A 26,323-nucleotide genomic window follows, 5' to 3' on the forward strand; every position below is an offset into this window, starting at 1 on the left:
AAGTGGGCATGATGCCCACTTTTATAATGTAAATAATAGTTCAGTATAGGTTGGTAAATTCCAATATTCTGCAGGAATATTGACTTCTAAATAATCAATGATTTCTCTTATTTTATTTTCTAAATTTAAAGCATTCTTACTTAATAATTCAGCTTTTTCTTCTAATTCAATTTCATTAATTTGTTTGATTAATTGTATTAATTCTTTTTTGTAATATATTAAATGGTTAGTATATGTTTTTAATTCTATTTGTTCATCTTCAAATATTATTTTAGGAATATATTTATATGCAAAGTTTAAAATATATTTATCTATCATATATATTAAAGTATTACATTCAGTAAGTCTATTACTTACATATATATTCAAGAATGCTATGTATCTTGCTTGGCATTCAATTTTATTTAAAATATTATTAGATTCAAACATATAAATGATTTCTTCATTTAAATAATACTTTAAAGCTTCAAAAGTATTTGAAATATTTTTTAGCCCTCTTTTTTGAGCTTCTTCATGCCATTTTTTACTATAACCATCACCATTAAATATTATTCTACTATGATTTTTAAATGTATCAGAAATTATATAGTTTATAGTTTTTTCTATATCTTTTGATTTTTCTAATTTATCTGCATATTCATTTAATACAGTAGAAACTACTGCATTAATAACCATAGATGTATTAGCAGGAGATGAAGTAGAACCTGGCATTCTAAACTCGAATTTATTACCAGTAAAGGCAAAAGGAGAAGTTCTATTTCTATCATCAAAATCTTGATTTATATTTATCATTGTAACTTTCTTTTTAATTTCCTCATCTTTTTTTGAATAAATAATTTTATTATCAACAATATGTAATTTAGCATTTTTGAATTTTTCAGTTAAATGTGAACCTAAAAATACTGATATTATACTTGGAGGAGCTTCATGACCGCCTAGTCTATAATCATTAGAACAACTTGATATCATACTTCTTAATACAGGGTAATATCTATCTATAGCTTCTATAACAGCAGAAAGAAATACCATAAAAGTAGGTGATTTTGGATCAAAAAGATTAACACCTGTATCTGTAGCTAAACTCCAATTATTATGCTTACCTGATCCATTAACATAAGAGAAAGGTTTCTCATGTAATAAAGCAACAAAGTCATGTTTTAATGCCAATTTTTCAAGAGTTTCCATAACAATATGATTTTGATCTGCAGCAAGGTTTGCAACATCAAATATAGACGCTATTTCAAATTGATTAGGTGCAACTTCATTATGTCTTGTTTTAGCTGAAACCCCTATTTTCCATAATTCATAATCAAGGTTAGCCATAAAATTGATAACTTTATCTTTAATTTTTCCATAATAATGGAATGAACTTTCTTGATTTTTAGGTGTTTTAGCACCAAATAATGTACGTCCTGTAAACATAATATCTTTTCTTTTATCGAAATGTTCTTTTTTAATCAAAAAGTATTCTTGTTCAACACCAAGAGTAGGTATAACATTTTTTATTTCAGTATAACCAAGTAAATTTAACACTCTAGTAGCTGATTTATTAATAGCATTCATTGATCTTAATAGAGGAAGTTTTTTATCTAAAGCTTCACCATTATATGAAATAAAAGATGTAGGTATATATAAAGTGGCTCCAATTTCATTTTCTTTAATAAAAGGTGGTGAATTTGTATCCCAGACTGTATAACCTCTTGCTTCAAAAGTAGATCTTAATCCACCATTAGGAAATGATGAAGCATCTGATTCACCTTTAATTAAATTTGAACCTGAGAATCTATAAATAAAATCTTTATCACCATTTGGTTCAATAAATGAATCATGTTTTTCAGCAGTTAATTCAGTTAATGGTTGGAACCAATGACAAAAATGAGTGGCATTTCTTTTAGTAGCCCAATCTTTAATGGCATTGGCAATCAATTCAGCATTTTCTTTAGTAAGCTCTATTTCGCCTTTTTGAACCTTTTTAAATTCTTCAAAAACCTTTTTAGGTACACGTTTTTTTAAATTACTTTCAGTAAAGGCATTTTCGCCAAAAATTTTCATAATATTTTCCATTTAATATCAAACCTTTCATTTTTTATAACCAACACTAAACATTAAAAAAAACTGCGACAAAGCAGTTGACTAAAAGGGCGAAATAGCCCATTTGAATTTTTTCTTATAAAATCCTTCAGCAATTGTTGAAATTGTAACTTTCTTTTGTGCAGAAGATGCATGAATAAATTCATTATTACCAATATATATACCAACATGATTAATGTTTTTACCTTTATTTGATGTATTAAAAAATAGCAGATCTCCTATTTTAAGATCTTCAGTATTTATTTTTGGTGAATAATTAGCCATATCTTTTGAAACACGAGGTAAAGTAATAGAGCTATTTTTTGAAAATACATAATTTACAAATCCAGAACAGTCAAATTTAGTAGGCCCTATAGCTCCCCAAGAATATGGTTTATTTAGATTTGTTTTTGCAAATTCAATAATTTTATCTCTTAAAACTATTTCATTATCATTTGATATTTCAATATTTTTATCAGACATAGTAATTAATTCATCTAATATTGTATTTAATCTTTCATCCACTTCATTTTGAGTAAATGAAAGAAGTGAAAGTAAAGATAAAAATATAATAAATTTTTTCATATCCACCTCCTTTCGGGAAATTATATATCATTATAATAAAGATGTCAAATAATTATCAGATAAAAATAATTTGTTATTGTTTATGTAAACTTTTATGATATAATAATAAAAAAGGAAAGGAGATTGATTAGCAATCAAAAATATATATGTTTTTAAAAAATAGTGATAATGTAGGAAGACTTGAAGTAATTTGTGGAAGTATGTTTTCTGGTAAGAGTGAAGAATTAATTAGAAGATTGAGAAGAGAAACATTTACAAAACAAAATGTTTTAATTTTTAAACATTCAATAGATAGAAGATATGGAGAAAATGGTATTTTTTCTCATAACCAAGATAGTATAGGAGCAGTTCCTGTTTCAAATGTACTTGAAATGGAAAATATAATTTCTAAATATCCAGACGTTGAAGTTATTGGAATAGATGAGGTTCAATTTTTTGGACAAGAAGTTGTAGAATTTTGTAATAAATACGTTAATATTGGTAAAAGAGTTATTGTTGCTGGACTTGATTTAGATTTTAAGGCAGAACCATTTTATCCTATGCCTGAATTGTTAACCTATGCTGATTCTATTACTAAATTAAAAGCAATATGTATGGTTTGTGGAAAAGAAGCTTATGCAAGTCAAAGACTTATAAACGGAGAACCAGCATTTAAAGATGATCCTATAGTAATGGTTGGAGCAAGTGAAAATTATGAAGCAAGATGTAGAAGGCATCATATTGTAAGAGATAGAAAAGATAACAGGGCTAAAATATATTTCCTATTTGGTACTGATATAAATGCTGGAAAAGAAGAGGTTGAAAAATTCATATCAAGCAAAAATTCTAATGCTAAAACTAAGTCAATTAGTATATTTAAAAATGAAGAAACTGTAATTGATTTAAGAAATAGAATTGAAAAAATATCATATGAATGCGATATATTATTTATAAGAATAATTAAAAGTCCATTAATGCCAATAGAAGGAGATTATAGTATTATTGATTTGATGTCAGAATATAGAAAAATATCATCAGTAATTTTAATTTCAAGAAATAGGCGTGGAATGATAAATGAGGTATTAATATCTCATGAAACTATTAGAAAAGCAGATTTAAATTTAGATGGTATATATTTTACTCCATCTGAAAATCCAGAAAATGAAAAAAATATAGATTATATAGAAAAAATAATAAATGCCAAAGCATTAATAATTTAAGGAGGAAATGATTATGAAAAAAGTTATAGCATTATTATTTGTGGTTAGTTCGTTAAATAGTTTTTCATATACAAGACTATCATCAGATGAGTATTTAAATGGAATATTTACAAGTAGAGCAACTAAAGAAATAATGAATGGCTCTTTTGATTACTATAATGATCTAGCTGTTGTATCAGATAGATTAGTGACTTTAGATAATGTTAAAGCTGATGCGTTATCGGGATTAAAAAATTCAATTAATGATTATTCACTTACTAAATTAAAATCATTATTTGAGGAAGTTAAGTTATCAGGTAAAAACTTTGATTATGCTACTATGAAGATGATGGCTGAAGAAATATCAAAAAAAATAATAGATGAACAAAAATATGAAATTGCTAAGACTGTAGAATTAAAAAACAGTAATAAATACTTAATTTTAGCTAAGATATCAAAAAAAGATGTTGAAAAAATTACTGTAGAGCATTTTAGAAAAAGATTATTTAATGTTGTACAAAGATTAAATGATTATTATCATGAATTAGGGAAATAATATATGAAAACGAATAATAAAGATATTATTCGTGAAATTTTTAAATCTAAAACAAGATTTTTGGCAATATTTATTATTAATTTATTAGGTATTTCAACTTTTATTGGTTTAAATGTTTTAAGCAAAGACATGTATAAAACTATAGACACTTTATATAATATTAGTAATGTTACTGATGTTACAGTAAGCTCAAATATTGCGTTAAATCAGGATGATTTAAAAATTTTGAATAATTTAAAATATGTGTCAGATATAGAATATGGATATAGTGAAGAAATATATATAGATAATAGCAAAGAGATATTAAATTTAAAGAATATTCCTGAAAAAATTTCTAAACTTAAATTAATTAAAGGGCGTTTTCCAAATTCAATTAATGAAATAATTATAGAATATCAATTAAAAGATAAATATGCTATTAATGAAAAAATAAATGAAAAATTTAAGATTGTTGGATATTATGAAAATGTCGAAAATAGGTTACTTAATTCGAAAGTTCAAGCATTTAAGGGATATAATGTCTCAAGTGTTAATGGATACACTTTAAAAAAGTATTTTAAAGATAGAGAATACAGTTTTGCAAATATTAAACTTAAAACAGATTTTAGTACATATAAATCAGAGTATAATGAATATGTTTTTGAAAAGAAAATTGATATTCAAAATAAGATATATAAAAATTCTAAAATGAAGTTAGAAGAATTTTTATCCGAGAAATATGAAAATATTAATTCAGGAAAAAAGAAAATAGAAGATGCTAAAAATGAAATAATAGAAAATGAAAACAAGATTATAAAAGCTAAAAATGAGATAAAACTAGCAGAGAAAAAACTTGTTTCAAATATTAATGAATTTGAGGGAGCATACGATAAATTCTATAATAATGAAATTAAAATTAATAATAAAAAGGCTGAATTAATAAAACGACAACACGATTTAAAAGAAAGTTTATCAAAAGTTGAAGAAGGCTTAAAAGAATTAGAAATAAATAAAGGTAAAATCAATAGTGGTTTAGGTGAAATAGAAAAAGGATTTCTTGTTATAAATGAAAATCAGAAAAAAATAGAAGATTCAAAAAAAGAAATTTTTAAGAATAAAGAATATGTTGCTTCTTTAAAATCTAGTATTTTTGTATCAAAAAAAAGAATAGAAAATAGTAAAAATAAGATAGAACAAGCTATAAAAGATATAGAACTAGGAGAAAATAAACTTAAAACTGAATTTGAAAATTTAAAAGATAAAAAATCTGAATTAATTAAAAATTTAACTTTTATTGAAAATAAAAAAAATGAATTAGAATATAATAAGAAAAAAATTAATGATGGATTAAATCATATTAAAATTGGAATAGAAAAACTTGAAGAAGGTAATAAAAGGTTAATAGAAGAAAAAAATAAGTTTAATGCTGAATATGATAAAAATTTAGATGAAATAAATAAGGGTAAAAAAGAAATTCAAAATAGTAAAAATAAAATAAAAAATGCTGAAAAAATTTTTGAAAAAGAAAAGGTTAAGGCAAATAAAACAATAGAAAAAACTTTAAATGATATAAATATAAATGAACGTAAATTAAAATCATTAAATTTAATATACTTTATTAATACAAGAATTGATAACCCAAATTATTCATCATTTATTGAAAGTGTAGAAAGTTTAAATATTATATCGAAATTATTTCCCATAATTTTTTATTTAATAGTAATACTTGTTTCTACGACTACTATGACAAGAATGGTTGATGAGCAAAGAAACTCTATAGGTACATATATGTTTTTAGGATATTCTAAAAAAGAAATATCTAAAAAATACTATATTTATGCTTTAATACCTACTATTTTGGGAATAACTTTAGGTATTTATTTTGGAATACATTCTATTCCTAAATTTATTTATACTGCATTTAAAGCAGGTTCTATTTCTATGTATAATGATTTATTAATTGTATTTGACATGAAAATAGTTTTAATAAGTATTTTTGCTTCAATTTTATCTACAATTTTATCAGTATACTTATCTTTAAGAAATGATTTTAATATTGAAATTGCAGATTTACTTAAACCTAAAATACCAAAACAAGGAAGCAATATTTTACTTGAAAAAATAAAAATATTTTGGAATAATTTATCTTTTTCTAATAAAATAAGTTTAAGAAATATTTTTAGATATAAAGGTAAAATGATTATGAATATTTTAGGAATTACAGGTTGTACTGCCCTTATATTCCTTGGATTTGCAATTAAAAACTCTTTTTCAGAAATTTCTGAATTACAGTATAATAAAATAAGAAATTTTCATGCTGAGATTAATTTGAAAAATCATTTAAATAAAAATGAAATAAATAAGGTTACTGATTTAATTAATAAGGATTTCACTGTATTATCTTTAGAGAGTATAAATGCTAAATTTTCTATTAATAGTAAGGAAAATAATATCAAGATATATATTGTAAATGATGCCAATTTAAATGATTTTTTTTATCTATCAAATAAGATTGATGATAAAGGAGTCCTTGTTTCAAAAAGAGCATTAACACTTATGGGAAAGAATATAGGAGATGAAATTTTAGTTAATGATCTTGTAGGGAATGAATACAATTTAAATGTTTCAAATACTATAGAAAATTACCAAGGTAACTATATTTTTCTTACAAAAACATTTTATGAAAAAAATCTACAAAAAAAATATAAAGTGAATACTTTAATAGTTAAAGAGAATAATAAATCTCTTGATTATCTATTAGATTATGATGAAGTTCAATCAATATCATTAAATCGTGAATATAAAGAGGTTTTTGATAAGATTAGTGAGAGTCTTAATTTTATTGTGGTATTTATAATTTTATTATCGGCACTTTTATCTGTTGTTGTTACATATAATTTATTAGAAATAAATGTAAATGAAAGACAAAGAGAACTTGCCACTATAAAGGTTATAGGATTTTTTTCAAGAGAGGTTTCACTATATATTTATAAAGAAATATTTATTCTTACTATTGTAGGAATTATCTTAGGCTTACTTACTGGAAAATGGTTACATAAAATAGTATTAGTGTCAATGGAGAAAACAAATACGGTTTTTGTTGAAAATATTGGCTATACACCTTATATATTTTCTATAATATTAACTTTAATTTTTTCTTTTATTTCTTTCGTATTAATACATAGGAAACTTAAAAATATAAATATGATAGAAGCACTAAAAATGGAATAATTGCTAATGCCACATTTGTGGCATTTTTATTTGAAAAAATGGCAAAAATATGTTAAAATGTAATCGAATAGGAGGATGATATTCATGAAAAGATTTTTGTTAATGGTTTTAACTATTATTGGAATTACATCTTTTTCAAATTATAATGATGGGAAGTACGAAGCAATTTATAAAAAAGATGGCTATATATTAACAATGAGAATTATTGTGAAAAATTCTAAAATTCTTTCTGTTGATTTTGATAAAGTTGATGAAAAGGGAGTTAAATTATCTACTAAAAATAGTGAATTTAGAGAAAAAAAAGATATAGTAAAAAAATATATAGTAAAAAATCAAAGTTTTGAGAATTTACCGGATATATACGATAAGGATTCTAACAAGGAATTTCAGACTTTAATAGAATATTTAATTGAAAAATGTAAGTCATCAAAGCCAGGGTATTTTGAAATTTAAAACTAGGGGATGCATTTGTTGCATCCCTTTTACATAAAGGGAAATATATGAGATTAGATAAATTTTTAGCCAATAGTGGAGTAGGAACTAGAAAAGAAGTTAGAGATATTATTAAAGCTAAAAAAATATTTGTTAATGATAAAATTGCAATGTCAGCTGATATTAAAATTGATGAAGTAAAAGATGTTATTAAATATGAAAATAATATAATTAGTTACACTAAATTTAGATATATTATGTTAAATAAGCCAAAAGGTTATATAAGTGCAACTGATGATAATAAACAAAAAACAGTTTTAGATTTAATTACAGATTTTAAAACATATAAATTATTTCCTGTCGGTAGATTGGATATTGATACAGAAGGATTATTACTTTTAACAAATGATGGTGAATTAGCACATAACTTACTCTCGCCTAAAAAACATGTTGAGAAAAAATATTATGTTGAATTAAGCTTAGCTATTTCAAGTGTTGATATAAAAAATATTGAAAATGGAATAGATATAGGAGAAGGTATAATTACAAAGCCTTCTAAAATAATTAAAATTGATGATAATAAATTGTATATAATTATAATGGAAGGTAAATTTCATCAAGTTAAACGTATGTTTAAGGCTGTAAGAAATGAAGTTATATATCTTAAAAGAATTTCTATGGGTTCTTTAATATTAGATGAAAATTTAAAATTAGGAGATTATAGAGAACTTACAACAGAAGAATTGAAGGGGTTATTATGAAAAAAATAGCTTATTTGGGTAATAAAAATAATTTTGAAATTTATAAATTACTACATAATAGAATTAAGGAAGTTAAGAATTTAAATTCTGAATTATATCATATTGAATATAAATCTAAAAATTGTGAGGAATATTTGGAAGAATATGATGCTGTATTTTTTGAAGACAATTTAAAAAATAAATATGATTTTATTTTTAAAAAAGATGATTTGACTCAAAAAATATTTTTAAAGAAATTAGCATTCAAAGAATTACTTAAATATTCAAATTTTAAGGTTGAAAATTCAAATATATTGATACTTGAAACTAATGAATATTTTAATGCTATATACGAAGCATTGAAAGAAATTGAAATTGGTAAGTTGCATTTAGCATCTATAAAACAAAATAATATAATCAAACTTGAAAAAGGAGATTATTTTAAAAATTTTCTTGATATAGAAAGATTAAATAATATAGATTTAATAATAAATTTAACTGATATTGGAAGTGTGTTTACTATTGATGAAAGTCCTTTAAAGATGACTACGAATTTAAGTTCTAAATTTGTTTTAGATTTGGTTAAAGTTCCTATAGAGACTACTTTATTAAAACAATTCAAATTAAAGGGTTCTACTTTAATTAACGGTATTGATTTAACTATAATTGAAATGATAATGTTGTTATTACTATTATTTGATAGAAAAGACATTTACTATTTTGAATTTATAAAACAATTACATATGTTTATTTATAAAAAGATTAATCCAAGAGTTAAAGATAATATGGATGAAATAACGACTTCTAAAGAATTTTTGAAATTATTGAAAGGAAATATTAAATAATGGAAAATTTAAATATAGAATATGAAAAATTACATAATTTTGCTAAATTATTTAACATTGAATATGAAGTATATAAAAATGCGGTAGATGCATATAATAAAGATTTAAAAGCTGCTGTTTTAGAATATATTGGATTTGAGGATACTGAAGGAGAAATAGGGAATTATGAAACATTTTTCTATTACTTAATTGCTGAATTAACTAATGGATACTTCCACAACTATAAATCTAAAAATTATACTAAAGGAATGAAAAGATTAGTTAGAGATTATCTTTATAAATTAAATGATGTTAATTTTGATGATTTTGAAAAAAAAGAAGATGAATATGAAGATGTATTGATAAATATTTTAATATCGGAAATTAACTATAATCTAAGAAGTGAAAAAAAATCAATAGTTGGATTTTCTATAGGGCTTGAAAATATTTTTTATTTATTAGTTGACAATAATGTTATAAATGAAATGAAAAAAATAGGTTCAGAATTATTAACTGTAATAGATTTAGAATTTTTAGAAAAACAATTAGGACTAATTTATAGACTTAAAGAAAGTATATCAGCTTTAGAAGAATATTTACAAAAGGGAGATTATATAATGGAACCAGAAGAAAATAAAGGCAGTTATATTACTCTTTTTGATAAGGCTGTTAGAAAAAATATTGTCATTAATTATTTAACTGATGATCAGAAAAAAGTATTGAAAGTTGTTCTATAGAGGAGAGGAAAAATGGATAATATAACATTATATAGAAAATACAGACCTCAAAATTTTTCTGAGTTATACGGACAAGAACATATAGTAAGAGCAATAAAAAATAGTTTAGATAATTATAAATTATCACATGCCTATTTATTTAATGGTCCACGTGGAGTTGGTAAAACTACTATTGCTAGATTGATTGCAAAAGGTGTAAATTGTAATGTTGCAATTACATCTAATCCTTGTGATTCTTGTGAAAATTGTAAAGAAATTACTAAAGGAATAGCTGGAGATATCATTGAAATAGATGCAGCATCAAATAGAGGTATAGATGAAATTAGAGATTTAAAAGAAAGTACAGGATATTTGCCAGTTAAATGTAGAAAAAAAGTATACATAATAGATGAAGTTCATATGTTAACAAAGGAAGCATTTAATGCATTGCTTAAAATATTAGAGGAACCACCTAAACATATTATTTTTATTTTAGCTACAACAGAAATTGAGAAGATACCTGATACGGTTATTTCTCGTTGTCAAAGATATGATTTTAAAATTATTAGTGAAAATGACATAATTAGTATGTTAAGAAAAGTTGCTGAAAATGAAAATATTAATATTGATACTGAAAGTTTAGAATTAATTTATTCTAAATCAGAGGGATCTGCAAGAGATTCCTTTTCTATATTTGAACAAGTAACTTCAAATTATTATAACGAAGATGAAATAACTATAGATAAAACTGAAAAAGCATTAGGTGTTGTATCTAAAGTATTTTATAATAATTTTACAACTCTTATACTAGATAACAAAAAAGATGAATTGATATCATTTATAGATAAATTATGGGTTGAAGGTATTCAAATTGACCAATTTTTAAGAGATTTTTGTAAATATATTAAACAACAAAATATTGATTTAGAAATTAAAATTAATATTATTTCAAATATTTTAGAAATATTAGTTAAATATAAGCATGAAGAAGATAAAAGATTGTTGGCATATATAATAATAAATAAAATTCTAAAAAATAATGATAGGACTATAAATATTGCCCCAATTCAAATGAATAATAATTCAGAACCTAAATTTAGTACAGAAAAATGGCAGATTTTTATTAAACATTTACATGAACTAGGTAGACAAAGGTACTATAATTTAATAAAAGATACAAAAATTTCTGTTCAAAGTAATAATATTACAATAATAAATGACAGTTCTAATTATTATTTCAGATATTTAAATTCAGAAAATAGTATAGATTTTCTTGAAAAAGAACTTGAAAAAAAATTCGGGTTTAAATACAATTTGTTGATTGAAGGTTCAATTGATGAAAAAGAAGAATTTGATGAAGAAATAAAAAATAAAATAATGTCTATATTTAATGCTGTAGAAAAGTAAGGAGATTATAAATGAAAGTAAAGGTAATTTTAAAAGAAAATATAAAAGGTGTAGGAAAAAAAGATGAAATAATTGAAGTAAAAGATGGATATGCAAATAACTTTTTATTTGCACAAAATAAAGCTGTTCCTGCAACACATGAAAATATAAATAAACTTGAGAGTAAAAAGAATAAAATTTCTAAGAATATAGAAAAAGAAGTTAAAAAAGCAAATGAAATAAAAGAAATTTTAGAAAAAAATACTGTAACACTAAAGGTTAAACTTGGAAAAGATGGAAAAGTTTTCGGTTCTTTAGGTGCTAAAGAAATAGAAGAGGCTGTTAAAGAACAACTTAAAGTTGAAATAGATAAAAAGAAAATCGGTAATGATGCTAGATTAAAATCAATAGGTCTTCACAATGTTGAAATTAAACTTTATGCAGATATAAAAGCAATTTTAAAAGTTAATGTCATAAGTCTATAGGTGATATTAAATGGAAAAATTTGACAATACCTTACATAATATACATTTTGAACAATCAATTTTAGGTTCTATTTTAATTGATCCAAATTTATTAAGTGAAATCACATTATCATTAAAACCTAGTGATTTTTATTCAGTAAATAATAGATTAGTTTATGAAGCTATGTTAAAATATGTTGATGAAAAAGATAATTTAGATTTAGATATATATGTTTTAAGTGAAATACTTAAAACACAGAATAAACTTGAAAAAATTGGTGGTTTAGACTATTTACTTAATTTAGTTGAATCAGCGTATTCTTCTGCAAATGCTTTAATTTATTTAGATACTATACTTGAGTATTCAAAAAAAAGAAAATTATTAGATTTATCTAGAAATATTAATGAACAGCTATATAATAATATTGATTCAAAAAATATATTAGAAAATTCACAGCTTGAAATAAGTAAATTATATAATGATGCTACTAATAATGGTGTTATTAGAATAGATTCATTAGTATACAAAGAATTTGATAGAATAAAATTTTTAAAAGAAAATCCATTGGAAGAAACAAAAATTAAAACAAAATATAGAAGGTATGATGAAATAACAAAAGGTTTACATCCGGGTAATTTAATTATACTTGCAGCAAGACCATCTGTTGGTAAAACAACCTTATCATTAAATATTGGTTTAAATGTTGCTGAGAGTGGTAAGAAAGTTTTAATTTTTAGTTTGGAAATGGGTGAAGATGAATTATTAAAAAAATTAATTTCTATTGTAGGAAAGATAGATTTAGAAAAAATTAAGGAACTTAATTTTATTAGTAATACTGAAATTATGCAAAATTATAGCCAAGCATTAGATAAATTAGCAAAAATGAAGATATTAATTGATGCAGGAGCAACTCCAACTATTTCTAATATTAAAAATACATGTAGAAATATACAAAGAGAAGGTGACGATATTGGTCTAATAATTATTGATTATCTTCAGTTAATACAAGGAAATTCAAGAACAGGTAGTAGAGAACAAGAAATATCTGAGATTTCAAGAGGATTAAAATTATTGGCTAAAGAATTAAATGTACCTATACTTGCATTATCTCAATTATCAAGAAAAGTTGATTCACGTGAGGATAAAAGACCTATTTTATCTGATTTAAGAGAATCAGGTTCTATTGAGCAAGATGCAGACCAAGTATTATTTATTTTTAATCCAGAATATCATCAAGCAAGAAAAAATAATATAGCTGAAGTACAAAAAAATTTATTTCCTATTGAGTTATTGCTTGCAAAACACAGAAATGGACAAACTGGAAGTATGGTGTTATTATTTGAAAAGTCTAAACAAACGTTTTTAAACCCTACTCCTGAATTTGAACATAAATATTATACAGAACAAACGGAATCAGAATAAGGAGGAATAATGATAAAAAAAGTAGAGCTACTTGCCCCTGCTGGTAACATGGAGAAATTAAAAGCTGCCTTTCATTTTGGAGCAGATACAGTATATATAGGTGGAAGAGGATTTAATTTAAGGGGAATGAGTGCAAATTTTACAGATAAACAATTAATAGAAGCCGTGGAATATGCCCATTCTTTAGGCAAGAAGATTTATGTAACATTAAATATTTTTGCACATAATCAGGAAGTTAACTACATTCCTAAATTTATTAAATTTTTAGAAAAAGCAAAAGTAGATGCAGTAATAGTTGGAGATTTAGGAATAATACAACAAGTAAGAGAACATGCACCAAATTTAGAAATACATGTAAGTACACAGGCTAATGCTACAAACTGGATGACAGTTAAGGCTTATAGAGATATGGGTGCTACAAGAGTTATTCTTGCAAGAGAAATGTCATTACATGAAATCAAACAAATAAAAGAAAAAGTGCCAGATATAGAACTTGAAGTATTTATACATGGAGCTATGTGTATGGCTGTATCTGGAAGATGTTTACTAAGTAATTATTTTACATCAAGAGATGCAAACAGAGGTATTTGTGCTCAAGATTGTAGATGGAATTATAAGGTAATAGCAGAAGGACATGAAGAAACTGGAGCACATGATATAATAGAAGATGAAGGTGGAACTTTCATATTTAATGCAAAGGATTTATGTACTATAGAATTTATAGATAAGATTTTAGAAGCTGGAGTAGATTCTTTAAAAATAGAAGGAAGAATGAAATCTATTTACTATAATTCAACAGTTACTAAACAATATAGAGAAGCAATAGATTTATATTATTCAGGAAATTATAAATATAATCCAAAATGGTTATATGAATTACAAACAATAAGTCATAGACTATATTCATCAGGATTTTTCTTTGGTTCAACAAATGAATTTGATCAAAACTATAATACTAGTTCATCTTATTCACAAACTTACCAACTAGTCGCAAATGTATTAGAAAAGGTTGATTCAAATAAATATAAAGTACAAATTAGAAATAGGATTATAGCATCTGAAGTAGAGCTTGAATTAATAAGACCTAACCAAGACCCTATAAAATTTAGACTTAATGGTTTTTTAAATACAAAAACAGAAGAATTTGAAGAAATAGTTCATCCTAATACAATTGCAATTATTGAAACTGATGTTGAAATGGGAGAACTTGATTTAATTAGAGTAAAATTACCAGAGGGAGTATCAGATTCAGATATGGATATATCACATACCGATCAATCGGAAAGTGGATTTGTTCCTAAACAATGTTCTTGTGGTAAAAATAAATAGCAGAAAGGATATTTTAAAGTGAAGGAAAAGATTTTAATCATAGAAGATGATGTAAAAATTTCTAGAATCATAGAAGTAGAATTAAAATTTGAAGGTTTTGATGTACAAATTGAAAATGATGGTAAGGAAGGTTTGCTAGCTGCTAAATACAATCATTTTGATTTAATATTATTAGATGTAATGTTACCAAAAATGAATGGATTTGAAATATGTAAAAGAATTAGAGAAGATTCTGATGTTCCGATAATATTTTTGACTGCTAAAGATCAAATAACAGATAAGGTTATATCATTTGATTATGGTGCAGATGATTATATTACAAAACCTTTTTCAAATGAAGAATTAATAGCTAGAATAAAGGCTCTATTAAGACGTTCAAGTATTAAAAATAAAAAGAGAGAAGATTTTATATTTGAAGATTTAAAAATATCATACACCGCTCATGAAGTATACAGAGATGGAGAATTAATTCAACTTTCTAAAAAAGAATTCGACTTATTAGACTATTTAGTCTTAAATAAAGGTGTAGTTTTAAGTAGAGATAATATATTAGAAGAAGTATGGGGATTTGATCAAATTGGAAACAATAATATTTTAGATCTATATATTAAATATTTAAGAGATAAAATAGATAAACCTTATTCAAGAAAATTCATTCAAACAAAAAGAGGTATAGGATTTGTATTCAAATAATGATTTAAAAAAACTATTTGGAATAAAAAATAGAATTACAGTTACATTTAGTTTTGTATTTATTTTTATTACAATATTTTCAACAGTAATCCTGTTTTTTATATTAAACAGGCAACATAACAATATTTTAATTTCACAATATAGTACTAAAGTAAATGAAATAAATTCATATTTTACTAGAATTGAGGATTATATTAATAAGTATAATGAAAAGAAGTTAAAATTAAAATTTGAACCTGTTATTAAAGATCAAAGTATAGTGTATCCTAAACCATTTAATCCAGGAGAGGAAGACTTTAAATATATAGTCCATATAGTCGCTAAAAATGATTTAGATGTGATAGCATTAAATACCTTTGATTTTACTATTAATAATGATAATTTAAATAGGACTTTCAGTAATATTAATTCTAATATGCTTATTCCTAAAATGATAGCATTAAAAAATAATTCTACAATAACCTCAAACTTTTCTGTTGTTAAACTTACTAAAAATATTAAAGGAGCTATATTTGAAGTATATGTATTAAAAAATATTGATCAACATATTAAAACTATTAACACTTTAAAAATATTATTTTTATTAAGTTCTTTATCAGGATTAATTTTAATATTTTTAACTTCAAGGGAAATTAGTAATAGAATTTTAAAACCTATAATAAATATTATTAATACTTCAAAGGAAATTTCACGCGGTGATTTATCACGTAGAATTATATATCCTGAAGTTAGAGATGAATTATTTGATCTTACGAATATAATAAATGAAATGCTGGATAAAATAAATCTTACATTTGATAAACAATCACGATTTATTTCTGATGTTTCACATGAACTTAGAACGCCTATTTCAATAATAAAGGGTTATGCTGAACTTATTAATAGAAGATACATTAAATCATTTACAGATGAAGAAAAAGAAAATCCTAGAAATGAATTATTAATTGAATCAACAGATTCTATAGTAAAAGAAAGTGAAAATATGACTAGATTAATTACATCTTTATTGTTTTTATCTCGTGGAGATGAAAATAATATAAAGATGTTAAATAAAGTTTCTATTAATTCATCTAAAATTTTAAATCAAATAGAATCAGATTATAGACTGGTTAGTCAAAATAAAAAAGTCGTTATAGAAAAGAATGAATCATTTAAGTTTGTTTCTGATGAGAACCTATTATTACAATCACTTAGAATAATAATAGAAAATGGTTTAAAATATTCTCCAGAAAATTCTAATGTATATATTTCAAGTATATATGATAAAAAAAATAATACTGGAATGTTTATAGTTAGAGATGAAGGATATGGAATTAAAGAAGATGAAATTGAAAAAATATTTGATAGATTTTATAGAGTAGATGAATCTCGTAACAAAAAAACTGGTGGTTATGGATTAGGATTATCTATTTTTAAAAGAATACTTGAAATTCAAAATCATCTTTATAGAATTGAATCAAAAGTTAATGTTGGTACAAAAATTACAATAATTATAAAAGGTATTTCAAAAAAATAGGCAATATATATTGCCTATTTTTTAAAAGGAGGAAAATGGACGATTTTATATTAATATTAAATAAACCAAAGAATATAACTTCTTTTTCATATATACAAAAAATTAGAAGAGAAATGAATATAAAAAAAATTGGACATGCTGGAACACTTGATCCTATGGCAGAAGGATTAATGATAGTTATGGCAAATGATGCTACAAAATTTTCAAATTATTTAATGAAACATTCTAAAACCTATTATGTAGAAATGGAACTTGGTTATGAAACTAATACATTTGATTTAGAAGGTGAAGTAACTAATAAAATTGATTCTAAAATTGATATTAAATTAAATGATATAGAAAATGTTATAAAAAAATATATAGGTAAATTCAAACAAATTCCACCTATGTTTTCTGCAATTAAAAAAAATGGCGTTAAACTATATGATTTGGCTAGAAAAGGTATTGAAATTGAATTAGAAGGAAGAGAAATAGAAATAACAAATATTTATGATATATCTTTTTCTAGTAATATAATTTCTTTTAGAACAGATGTAAGTAGTGGTACATATATTAGATCACTTGTTAGAGATATAGGTAGAGATTTAAACACTTATTCAACTATGACTAAATTAGTTAGAGAAAAAATAAATAATTTTTCTTTTGATGATGTAAATAAAAAAATTTCAGTAGATAAAATATTTGATTATAAAAAAATTGAGGTAGATGAAACTTTATATAATCAATTATATAACGGTATGACAAAGATTATTGAACTTAAAAATATAGATGAAAATGATAAATATTTAAAGATATACTTTAATGATATTTTTGTAGGTATAGTAGAAATTAAACAAAAAATGGGATATACTTACTATATAAAAAGAAGTAAATATTTTAAGGAGTTGAAGTAATATGAAAGTTCGTAAAGCAATTATACCTGCAGCAGGTCTTGGTACGAGAGTTTTACCTGCTACTAAAGCACAACCTAAAGAAATGTTAAGTATTGTAGATAAACCAGCATTACAATATTTAGTAGAAGAACTTATAGAAAGTGGTATACAAGAAATTTTAATAATTACTGGAAGAAATAAACAGTCTATAGAAAATCATTTTGATTATTCTTATGAGTTAGAAGCTATATTAAAAGAAAAAGGTAAGGAAAAATTGTTTAATGAGGTACAAAATATTTCTAAAATGATTAATATGTATTATGTTAGACAAAAATTACCTTTAGGTCTTGGACATGCAATATCATGTGCAGAATCTTTTGTTGCAAATGAACCTTTTTTAATATTATTAGGTGATGATATAATTTATACAGATAAGAAAAAAGGAGAAATTCCAGTATCAAAACAGTTAATAGAAGCATATGAAAAAAATGCTGGGGGAAGTTTTATAGGAGTACAAAAGGTACCTAAAAAAGATTTAAATAAATATGGAATAATTAAACAGGGTAAAAAAGTAGATAATAACACATATGAAATTGAAAATTTTATTGAAAAACCAAATATTGAAGACGCTCCAAGTGAGTTTGCAGCTTTAGGTAGATATATTTTAGAACCACAAATATTTAAATATTTAAAAGAAGAAAAACCTGTTGATTTTGAGATACAATTAACACCTGCTATATTAAAAATGGCTCAAAAAGGTGATTCTAAACTTTATTCTTATGAATTTGAAGGATTAAGATACGATACAGGAGATAAATTTGGAATGTTTAAAGCTAATGTAGAATTTGGATTAAGACATCCAGAATTAAAAGATAAAATAAAAGAGTATCTAAAAGAACTAAAGGTAGAATTATGAAAATAGTCGGAGATTACTTAACCACTCAAAAAATAGATGATTATATAGAAACTCAATATGAAATTAATAAAGATTTATTGATGGAAAATGTAGTATATAAGCTATATGAAAGTTTAGATAAAAATTATGAAACATATTTAATTATAGCAGGTTTTGGTAATAATGGTGGAGATGGTTATGCTTTAGCAAGAATGTTGCATGCTAATAATAAAGAAGTAATAGTTTTTAAATTAAAAAGTAATTATTATAGCAGAGAATGTGAAAAAAATATAAGAAGATGTAAATTATTAGGAATAAGAATAATTGAAGATATTAATAAATTAGATTTTTATTTACAAAAAACAGAAGTTGTTATTGATGCTATTTTTGGTACAGGGTTAAATAAAGAATTGCCTAGAGATATAAAAGAAATAATATATAAAGTAAATAAATATAAAATACTATCTCAATTTAAAGTTTATAGCATAGATATACCTTCTGGACTTGATTCTAAATATGGAAACACTTATGGAGCTTGTATAGAGGCTGACAAAACATTAAGTATTATGACATATAAACAGGGATTTTTAAATTATAATAGTAGAATTAATACTGGTGAAATAGAAGTAATAACAAATATTGTTATGCCTAATGATGAATTAAAAAAATTTTCAAATATATATTTAATAGAGAAATCTGACATAAAAGATATGGAAATAAAAAGAAAAGAAGAAGATAATAAAACTAATTATGGAAAAACATATATAGTTTCAGGCTCTGAAAATTATTATGGTGCATCAGAATTGGCTGTTAAATCATGCGTAAAATGTGGAAGTGGATACACTTATTTATTATCGGACTATAAAGGAATAGAAGATGTCATTAAAAATGTTCCTGAGGTAATATTTGAAAGAGAAGTTAATAAATTAGATATGGCAACTACTATAGCTATTGGTCCAGGAATGATTTTTAATGAGTATGTATATAATATAATTGAAGAGTATAAAGATAATAAATATATGGTAATAGATGCAGGAGGACTAAATAGTAGTATATCTTTTAATAATGTAGAAAAAACGCTTTTAACACCTCATGCTGGAGAATTTTCAAGAATTAGTAACATGGATCTAGATTATATATTAAAAAATCCTGTTGATGCTGTATTAGATTATACAAGGAAAAATAAAACTACATTATTACTTAAGGGAAAAAACACATATATTTCCGATGGAAAAGATGTGTATATTATAGATACAGGAAATCCGTATATGGCAAATGCTGGTATGGGAGATGTATTAACGGGAATGGTTGCATCAATCAATGCTCAAGGCTATACTTTAAAAAAATCAGCTATAATAGCAACTTATTTGCATGGATACATAGCAGATGAATTAAGAAAAGAGCAATATATAATCAATCCTAGTGATATTGTGAATAATATTAGTAAATATATGAAAGAAATATTTGATTAACACCTTAAATAAAGGTGTTTTTTTTATGCCAAAATAACAGCTCTATATTTGTTTTAAAAACGCAACATAGTGCACGCCTTTAAAAATCAACAATTCAGGATACTTGTAACGTAAGTATAACAGGAATTAAATGAAGTTTCAAAAATAAAACACAATAAAATTAACCAAAACTATATAATGTGAATAACGTAAAGCAAAGTGAATATCATAATTTTTGTATTTGTTCAAAATACATTGCATTTACTTGTTTACTTCTAGGAGTAAACACTTTTACACATAAGATAAAAGGTTTTTGTGAATTAAATTGGATAAACGATACTTCATAAAAATAAACTTACAATTGAATTTTAAAAATTAATATTGTATAATTTATCAAGAGGTGATGGTATGAAAAACATTGTAATAGGAGTTACTTCAGGAATAGCGTGCTATAAGGCGTTAGATGTTTGTTCTAAATTAAAGAAAAATAACTATAATGTTAGTGTTATAATGTCGAAAAATGCTTCAAAGCTTATTTCACCATTATTATTTCAGACATTGACAGGAAATAAAGTCTATATAAATATGTTTGATAAAGATGAAACTTCTGTTTCACACATTGAAATGGCTAAAAACGCTGATTTAGTTTGTATTATTCCAGCAACATATAATATTATCGGGAAGCTTTCAAATGGTATTGCTGATGATTTTTTATCTACATTTTTAGCTGTATGCGAACCTAAAAAAGTAATTATTTTTCCAGCTATGAATACAAGAATGTATTTGAACCTTATATTACAAACCAATTTAAATAATCTTCTAAAACATGGATATAATATAATCCAACCGATAACGGGATTACTTGCTTGTGGAGATTTTGGAATAGGGAAATTGCCTGATGTTGATGTTATAGTTGACCATATAGTATTTAACATAGAAAAAACAGAAAATTTTAAGGGTAAAAAAATAATTATTACAGCAGGCGGTACTACAGAAAATATAGATCCTGTTAGACATATTACAAACAAATCAAGTGGTAAAATGGGATATTCATTAGCTAAACAGGCGGCATTACAAGGTGCAGACGTTATATTGATAAGTACAAAACGAGATTTAAAAGTCCCAAACGGTGTTTCAAAAATAATTTATGTAGAAAATGCAAATGAAATGCATACTGTTTTATTAAATAATATAGATGAAGCAGATTATATTTTCATGGTTGCAGCAGTATCTGATTTTAAAATCAAAAACTATTCAAATAACAAAATCAAAAAAAATCAATTAAAAGATTTAAGATTGGAATTAGAATTAAATGTTGATATATTAAAGGAAATATCAAAAATTAAGCCAAGAAGGTTTAAATTGATTGGATTTGCAGCTGAAAGTGAAAATATAAAAGAAAATGCAAAAATAAAATTAGTAAACAAAGATTTAGATTACATAATTTTAAATGATATATCTAATAAGTATATAGGTTTTAATTCTGATAATAATAAAGTTTTTATTTATGATAGAAATAAAAATGAAATTGAAATTGATGAAAACACTAAAGATTTTGTAGCTAAAGAAATTTTATTTAATATTATAAATTAAGTCCGATAATATATCTTATGTATAATTAGAAAAAAGAGGAGAGATAACATGTCTTTAGGTCAAACCAATTGCCCTTTAATAATTTCAGATGTTCCACTACAACCTATCGAAGTCATTGAAAAAAGCATACAGAAAAAATATAGGGAGCTATTGTGGTCGCCTTTTATTAAATCTTTAAAAGATTTTGATCTAGTAAAAGAAAACGATAAGATCGCTGTTGCTATATCTGGGGGTAAAGATTCATTATTGCTTGCCAAACTATTTCAAGAGCTAAAAAGAGCTTCTAAAACTAAATTTGAGATAGTTTTTATTGCTATGAACCCTGGATTTAATCAACCTAATCTTGATAATTTAAAATCAAATTTAAATCATTTAAATATACCCTGCCATATATATAATGATAACATTTTTGATATAGCAGGTAAAATTGCTAAAGATTACCCCTGCTATATGTGTTCTAAAATGCGTCGTGGATCGCTATATTCAAAAGCTGTAGAACTTGGTTGTAATAAATTAGCTTTAGGACATCATTTAGATGACGTTATTGAAACTACTCTAATGTCAATGTTTTATATGGGAAAATTTGAAACTATGCTTCCAAAATTAAAGTCCGATAATTTTGATATTGAATTAATTAGACCACTATTTTATGTTGAAGAAAAAAATATTATTAAATTTGTAAAAAATAATGGCATTCAAGCCATGAATTGCGGCTGTACCGTTGCTGCAGAAAAAACATCAAGTAAAAGGCGTGAAACTAAAGAATTAATTAAACAACTATCTATTTTAAATCCAAATATCAAAAAAAAGATACTCTCATCTACTTTCAATGTAAATATTGAAAAAATACTTGGATTTAAATTTAAAAAAGATTATTTTTCTTATTTAGATGAATATAATTTAAATAAAAAATAAATTTGTTTTACGACATTATTGTGGTATAATTTATTTAAATATATCTGTAGGAGTAAATATAATGCATGAAGATTATTATAATAGTTATTTTAAAAAATTAAAAATTAAGGAGTGTATAATGAAGGGAATAATTTGTGTTGATGGTGTTGTAGGTGTAGGTAAATCATCTTTAGGGAAAATTTTAGCAGAGAAATATGATTCTGTGCTATATGAAGAACCTGTTATTGATAATCCTATTCTTGATAAATATTACTATGATAGAAAAAGATGGTCTTTTCCATTGCAAATCTTTTTCTTAAATAAAAGATTTCAAGCAATTAAAAATGCTTCAAAACTTGGTAAATGTGTTATGGATAGATCTATTTATGGGGATGTAATATTTTCTAAAATGTTAGTTGAGGATGGTGACATGACTCAAGAAGAATTTGAATTGTATGAAGAATTACTTTTTAACATGCTAGAACATGTTGAAAAACCCGCTTTAATGATATATTTAGAAACTTCTGTAGACTCTGCTCTTGTTAAGATTAAAAAAAGAGGAAGAGATTATGAACAAATTGTACCTAGATATTATTGGGAAAGTTTAGATAGACATTATAGAGAATATTTTAAAAATTATAATATTTCTGAAATAATTACTATAAATGTTGATGAAATTGATTTTGTAAATAATGAAAAAGATAGAGAATATATATTAAATTTAATAGACGAAAAATTATCTCAACTGGAAAATAATGTAAAATGAAAGCTATTCATTTGAATAGCTTTTTCTATATTAAATACATGTTAGACTGAGCGGTCAAACGACTTCTACTCTACTTTAATTTATCCAATTTTTTATTAAATTCTGCAATTACATCCACAACTTTTCCTAGATAATCTTCATTTGTTTCTATGATTTCAATTTTTTCCATTATATCTCCAGCCACTAAAGACTTAACTATATTTAAATCATTTTCTGAACTAACTTCCCCAAATATAGTATGTCTATTATTTAACCATTCTGTTACTACTGTTGTAATGAAAAACTGTGAACCATTAGTATTAGGTCCTGCATTTGCCATAGCTAAATATCCAGGTTTATCAAAAATATATCCGTTATAAACTTCATCTCCAAATGCATATCCTGGACCACCCATTCCTGTTCCAGTAGGATCTCCACCTTGTGCCATAAAGTCTTCTATTACTCTATGAAACTTTAATCCGTTGTAGAATCCACGATTAACTAAGTTAATGAAACTTGCAACTGTAACTGGAGCTGACTCTTCAAATAAATTTAATATTATATCACCTTTATTTGTAATTATTTTTATTTTCATACTTTTTCCTCCTATATTATTTATATTTTAATTTTTTTTCAGCATCCTTATAGTTTTTTATATATTTTTCAACATGTCTATAAAAATTAATACTATGATTCGGATGTTTTAAATGTGCTAGTTCATGTATTATTACATAATCAATTTCTAATAAAGAACGTTTTATCAACTTAGTATTTAATGCTATAGTTTTCTCACTTGGCTTACAATAACCCCATTTTCCTTTTATTTCTTTTATTATCAATCTTTCTATATTTTCGTTCATTATTAACTTATACATAGAAAGTCTCTTTTTAAATAATTTTTCAGCTTCTTTATAATAAAATTGTGATATTAATTTCATCTTATAACTAAAGTCATCACTCTTAGTATTGATTATAATTTTATTATCTGTAATAACAACTTTATCAAAAGTAGTCTTAATAATATCAATTGTAAAATACTCACCTAAAAACTTAAGTTTTGTTCCATTTTCCAAAGTTTCATCTTGAATATTTTTCCTGTATTCTTTAATTTTCGCTATATTTTTATCTATCCAACTTTTTTTAGATAATATAAATTGTTCTATATAATATTTATCTATATTAATTGGTGCAGAAATAAATATAGATAAGTCACTTCTTATTCTAAGATTTATATTTTTTACTTTTTTTCTTTCGACCTCATAGCCTAAAATTTCTTCAATCAATATTAATTTCCTCCATCTCTTTTTCAAGAGTAAACCTAACAGGATCAAAGGCAAAAACTGTTCTATCAAGAACTTTGTAATATAAATTTTCATCTAATAATTTAATAGCTTTAATTATTTTTAATACATTGTTCTTTTTATTAACAAATATCATCTTATTTTCTACATTTATTATTATCTTAAATTTCTTAATTTTAGATCCTTCAATAGTGGTATTAAAAGAAAGAGAATTAATTAAAATGTCATTCACTTTAAATAAATCAACATATATATCTTTCAACGTAAAGAAATCTATTTTAGTTATTATTAACTCATTATTAATACCCACTACTTTTTCAAATTTATCATTGTAATTTTGAATAATTCTCTTAGTAATATTAAAAATTACACTAGTTAAAAAAAATATTATTATAAAATTAAACATTTATTCACCTACACTAATTTATCTAAAAATAATGTTGCAAGACCTAAGAATAAAAAGAAACCACATATATCTGTTATTGTTGTTAGTACCACAGCCGAAGCCATTGCTGGATCAATTCTAGCGAATTTTAGACCGACCGGTATAAGGTATCCGACCAAGCACGCTATAACACAATTTCCGATCATTGCTAAAAATATAACTAAACTTAAATAGAGACTTTTGTAAAAGAAAAATATCGCTATAGCACATATCATTCCTAAAATAATCCCATTTATAAATCCAAGTAAAATATACTTAATTGAAATCTTCCAACTCTCTTCGCTATCACTTTCATCTAAAGCTATAGATCTTATTGTAACAGCTAAACTTTGAGTTCCTGCATTACCACCCATACCAGAAACTATAGGCATTGAAACTGCAAGTGCGACTACGGCATCAATTGTTTTAGAAAATAGTCCTACTGTAAATGATGCTAAAAATGCTGTTATTAAGTTTATAGCTAGCCATGGCAATCTTTTTAAAACACTATCTTTTAAAGTTGTTTCAAGCGTTTCATCATCTCCTGCTCCGTGCATTTTCAAGATATCTTCAGTATTTTCTTCATTAATTACATCAATAACATCATCTATTGTAATTATTCCAAGCATATTACCTTTTCTATTTACAACAGGAACAACTTTTAAACCATATCTTGAAACTATTTGTGCAACTTTTTCCTGATCATAATATGGATCAACATAAATAATATTTTCATCTGTAATTTCTTCAAGTTTTGTATCATCAGATGCTATTAATATGTCCCTTAAATCGGCTTCTCCAAATAATCTAGACTCCTCGTCTAATACGAATATAGTTTCTATGTATTCTGTTTTAGGACCGATAATTTTTATTTTCTCCATAATATCTTTAATTTTTAAATTCTTTTTAAAAGCTATATATTGTGTGGTCATTATCCCACCAGCCGTATCATCTGCATAACCTAAAAGTAATCTGATCTTATTTGCATCAGAACGTTTCATGTTATCTAAGATTTCTTTACTTTTT

At 24.2% G+C, this 26,323-nt stretch carries 25 protein-coding genes; 19 read left to right on the top strand and 6 right to left on the bottom strand.

The annotated features are described in order from the left end of the window. Nucleotides 1–21: 21 nt before the first annotated feature. Nucleotides 22–2,064 carry a glutamine synthetase III domain-containing protein gene (locus BUE91_RS05950; protein ID WP_073508269.1) on the bottom strand — a complete coding sequence of 681 codons (2,043 nt, stop codon included), beginning with the start codon at nt 2,062–2,064 and terminating at the stop codon, nt 22–24. 69 nt (nt 2,065–2,133) lie between these two features. After that, complete coding sequence (locus tag BUE91_RS05955) at nt 2,134–2,655, bottom strand: C40 family peptidase (RefSeq protein WP_066900109.1); 522 nt, start codon at nt 2,653–2,655, stop codon at nt 2,134–2,136. A gap of 146 nt (nt 2,656–2,801) precedes the next feature. On the opposite strand from BUE91_RS05955, the gene BUE91_RS05960 reads away from it, so the two are divergent. The 19 genes from BUE91_RS05960 (at nt 2,802) to BUE91_RS06050 (ending at nt 23,593) form a co-directional block, all read left to right on the top strand. Continuing rightward, nucleotides 2,802–3,854, top strand: a complete 1,053-nt coding sequence (locus BUE91_RS05960) for a thymidine kinase (protein ID WP_066900111.1) — start codon at nt 2,802–2,804, stop codon at nt 3,852–3,854. A gap of 13 nt (nt 3,855–3,867) precedes the next feature. Next, complete coding sequence (locus tag BUE91_RS05965; protein WP_073508270.1) at nt 3,868–4,389, top strand: hypothetical protein; 522 nt, start codon at nt 3,868–3,870, stop codon at nt 4,387–4,389. A gap of 3 nt (nt 4,390–4,392) precedes the next feature. Further along, the gene (locus BUE91_RS05970; RefSeq protein ID WP_073508271.1) at nt 4,393–7,599 is read left to right on the top strand and encodes an ABC transporter permease; all 3,207 of its coding nucleotides are present in this window, start codon (nt 4,393–4,395) and stop codon (nt 7,597–7,599) included. A gap of 84 nt (nt 7,600–7,683) precedes the next feature. Beyond that, nucleotides 7,684–8,052, top strand: a complete 369-nt coding sequence (locus BUE91_RS05975) for a hypothetical protein (RefSeq protein WP_066900115.1) — start codon at nt 7,684–7,686, stop codon at nt 8,050–8,052. A gap of 47 nt (nt 8,053–8,099) precedes the next feature. Continuing rightward, nucleotides 8,100–8,792: a pseudouridine synthase gene (locus BUE91_RS05980; RefSeq protein ID WP_066900117.1), complete on the top strand. Its 693-nt coding sequence runs from the start codon at nt 8,100–8,102 to the stop codon at nt 8,790–8,792. Further along, nucleotides 8,789–9,616 (top strand): hypothetical protein, encoded by an 828-nt coding sequence (locus BUE91_RS05985; RefSeq protein ID WP_066900119.1) that lies wholly within the window; start codon nt 8,789–8,791, stop codon nt 9,614–9,616. Before BUE91_RS05980 ends, BUE91_RS05985 begins: the two co-directional genes overlap by 4 nt. Then, complete coding sequence (locus tag BUE91_RS05990) at nt 9,616–10,332, top strand: hypothetical protein (protein WP_073508272.1); 717 nt, start codon at nt 9,616–9,618, stop codon at nt 10,330–10,332. The genes BUE91_RS05985 and BUE91_RS05990 overlap by 1 nt, the downstream gene beginning before the upstream one ends. 12 nt (nt 10,333–10,344) lie before the next feature. Beyond that, on the top strand, nt 10,345–11,718 hold the full coding sequence (dnaX, locus tag BUE91_RS05995) for a DNA polymerase III subunit gamma/tau (protein WP_073508273.1): 1,374 nt from the start codon (nt 10,345–10,347) through the stop codon (nt 11,716–11,718). 11 nt (nt 11,719–11,729) lie between these two features. Further along, complete coding sequence (gene rplI / locus BUE91_RS06000) at nt 11,730–12,182, top strand: 50S ribosomal protein L9 (protein ID WP_073508274.1); 453 nt, start codon at nt 11,730–11,732, stop codon at nt 12,180–12,182. 10 nt (nt 12,183–12,192) lie between these two features. After that, nucleotides 12,193–13,584, top strand: coding sequence for a replicative DNA helicase (gene dnaB / locus BUE91_RS06005; protein WP_066900126.1), 1,392 nt, complete (start codon nt 12,193–12,195; stop codon nt 13,582–13,584). Between the two features lie 9 nt (nt 13,585–13,593). Beyond that, complete coding sequence (locus tag BUE91_RS06010) at nt 13,594–14,913, top strand: peptidase U32 family protein (protein WP_073508275.1); 1,320 nt, start codon at nt 13,594–13,596, stop codon at nt 14,911–14,913. 18 nt (nt 14,914–14,931) lie between these two features. After that, nucleotides 14,932–15,606: a response regulator transcription factor gene (locus BUE91_RS06015; protein ID WP_066900130.1), complete on the top strand. Its 675-nt coding sequence runs from the start codon at nt 14,932–14,934 to the stop codon at nt 15,604–15,606. Further along, on the top strand, nt 15,593–17,122 hold the full coding sequence (locus BUE91_RS06020; protein ID WP_073508276.1) for a sensor histidine kinase: 1,530 nt from the start codon (nt 15,593–15,595) through the stop codon (nt 17,120–17,122). The genes BUE91_RS06015 and BUE91_RS06020 overlap by 14 nt, the downstream gene beginning before the upstream one ends. A gap of 35 nt (nt 17,123–17,157) precedes the next feature. Next, entirely contained in the window at nt 17,158–18,015 is an 858-nt protein-coding gene (truB, locus tag BUE91_RS06025; protein ID WP_073508277.1) for a tRNA pseudouridine(55) synthase TruB, read from the top strand. A 1-nt stretch (nt 18,016) separates the two neighbouring features. Continuing rightward, nucleotides 18,017–18,910: a UTP--glucose-1-phosphate uridylyltransferase GalU gene (gene galU, locus BUE91_RS06030; RefSeq protein ID WP_073508278.1), complete on the top strand. Its 894-nt coding sequence runs from the start codon at nt 18,017–18,019 to the stop codon at nt 18,908–18,910. Then, nucleotides 18,907–20,361, top strand: coding sequence for a bifunctional ADP-dependent NAD(P)H-hydrate dehydratase/NAD(P)H-hydrate epimerase (locus tag BUE91_RS06035; protein ID WP_073508279.1), 1,455 nt, complete (start codon nt 18,907–18,909; stop codon nt 20,359–20,361). Before galU ends, BUE91_RS06035 begins: the two co-directional genes overlap by 4 nt. 387 nt (nt 20,362–20,748) lie before the next feature. After that, a complete protein-coding gene (gene coaBC / locus BUE91_RS06040; RefSeq protein ID WP_073508280.1) occupies nt 20,749–21,933 on the top strand; it encodes a bifunctional phosphopantothenoylcysteine decarboxylase/phosphopantothenate--cysteine ligase CoaBC in 1,185 nt (394 codons plus the stop codon). Nucleotides 21,934–21,981: 48 nt separating this feature from the next. Continuing rightward, the gene (locus tag BUE91_RS06045; protein WP_073508281.1) at nt 21,982–22,848 is read left to right on the top strand and encodes a tRNA 2-thiocytidine biosynthesis TtcA family protein; all 867 of its coding nucleotides are present in this window, start codon (nt 21,982–21,984) and stop codon (nt 22,846–22,848) included. Nucleotides 22,849–22,966: 118 nt separating this feature from the next. After that, nucleotides 22,967–23,593, top strand: coding sequence for a deoxynucleoside kinase (locus tag BUE91_RS06050; RefSeq protein WP_143605242.1), 627 nt, complete (start codon nt 22,967–22,969; stop codon nt 23,591–23,593). A 70-nt stretch (nt 23,594–23,663) separates the two neighbouring features. Here the strand turns inward: BUE91_RS06050 and BUE91_RS06055 are convergent, their stop codons facing one another. From BUE91_RS06055 to mgtE, 4 genes are all read right to left on the bottom strand, one after another. Continuing rightward, on the bottom strand, nt 23,664–24,167 hold the full coding sequence (locus BUE91_RS06055; protein ID WP_066900144.1) for a peptidylprolyl isomerase: 504 nt from the start codon (nt 24,165–24,167) through the stop codon (nt 23,664–23,666). Nucleotides 24,168–24,183: 16 nt separating this feature from the next. Then, nucleotides 24,184–24,855, bottom strand: a complete 672-nt coding sequence (locus BUE91_RS06060) for a M48 family metallopeptidase (RefSeq protein ID WP_172793519.1) — start codon at nt 24,853–24,855, stop codon at nt 24,184–24,186. Next, nucleotides 24,848–25,279 (bottom strand): hypothetical protein, encoded by a 432-nt coding sequence (locus BUE91_RS06065; RefSeq protein WP_066900146.1) that lies wholly within the window; start codon nt 25,277–25,279, stop codon nt 24,848–24,850. The genes BUE91_RS06060 and BUE91_RS06065 overlap by 8 nt, the downstream gene beginning before the upstream one ends. Before the next feature lie 8 nt (nt 25,280–25,287). After that, a partial coding sequence (gene mgtE, locus BUE91_RS06070) for a magnesium transporter (protein ID WP_073508284.1) occupies nt 25,288–26,323 on the bottom strand: 1,036 nt, incomplete at its 5' end.

This window comes from Streptobacillus notomytis, assembly GCF_001902585.1.
Lineage (GTDB): Bacteria > Fusobacteriota > Fusobacteriia > Fusobacteriales > Leptotrichiaceae > Streptobacillus > Streptobacillus notomytis.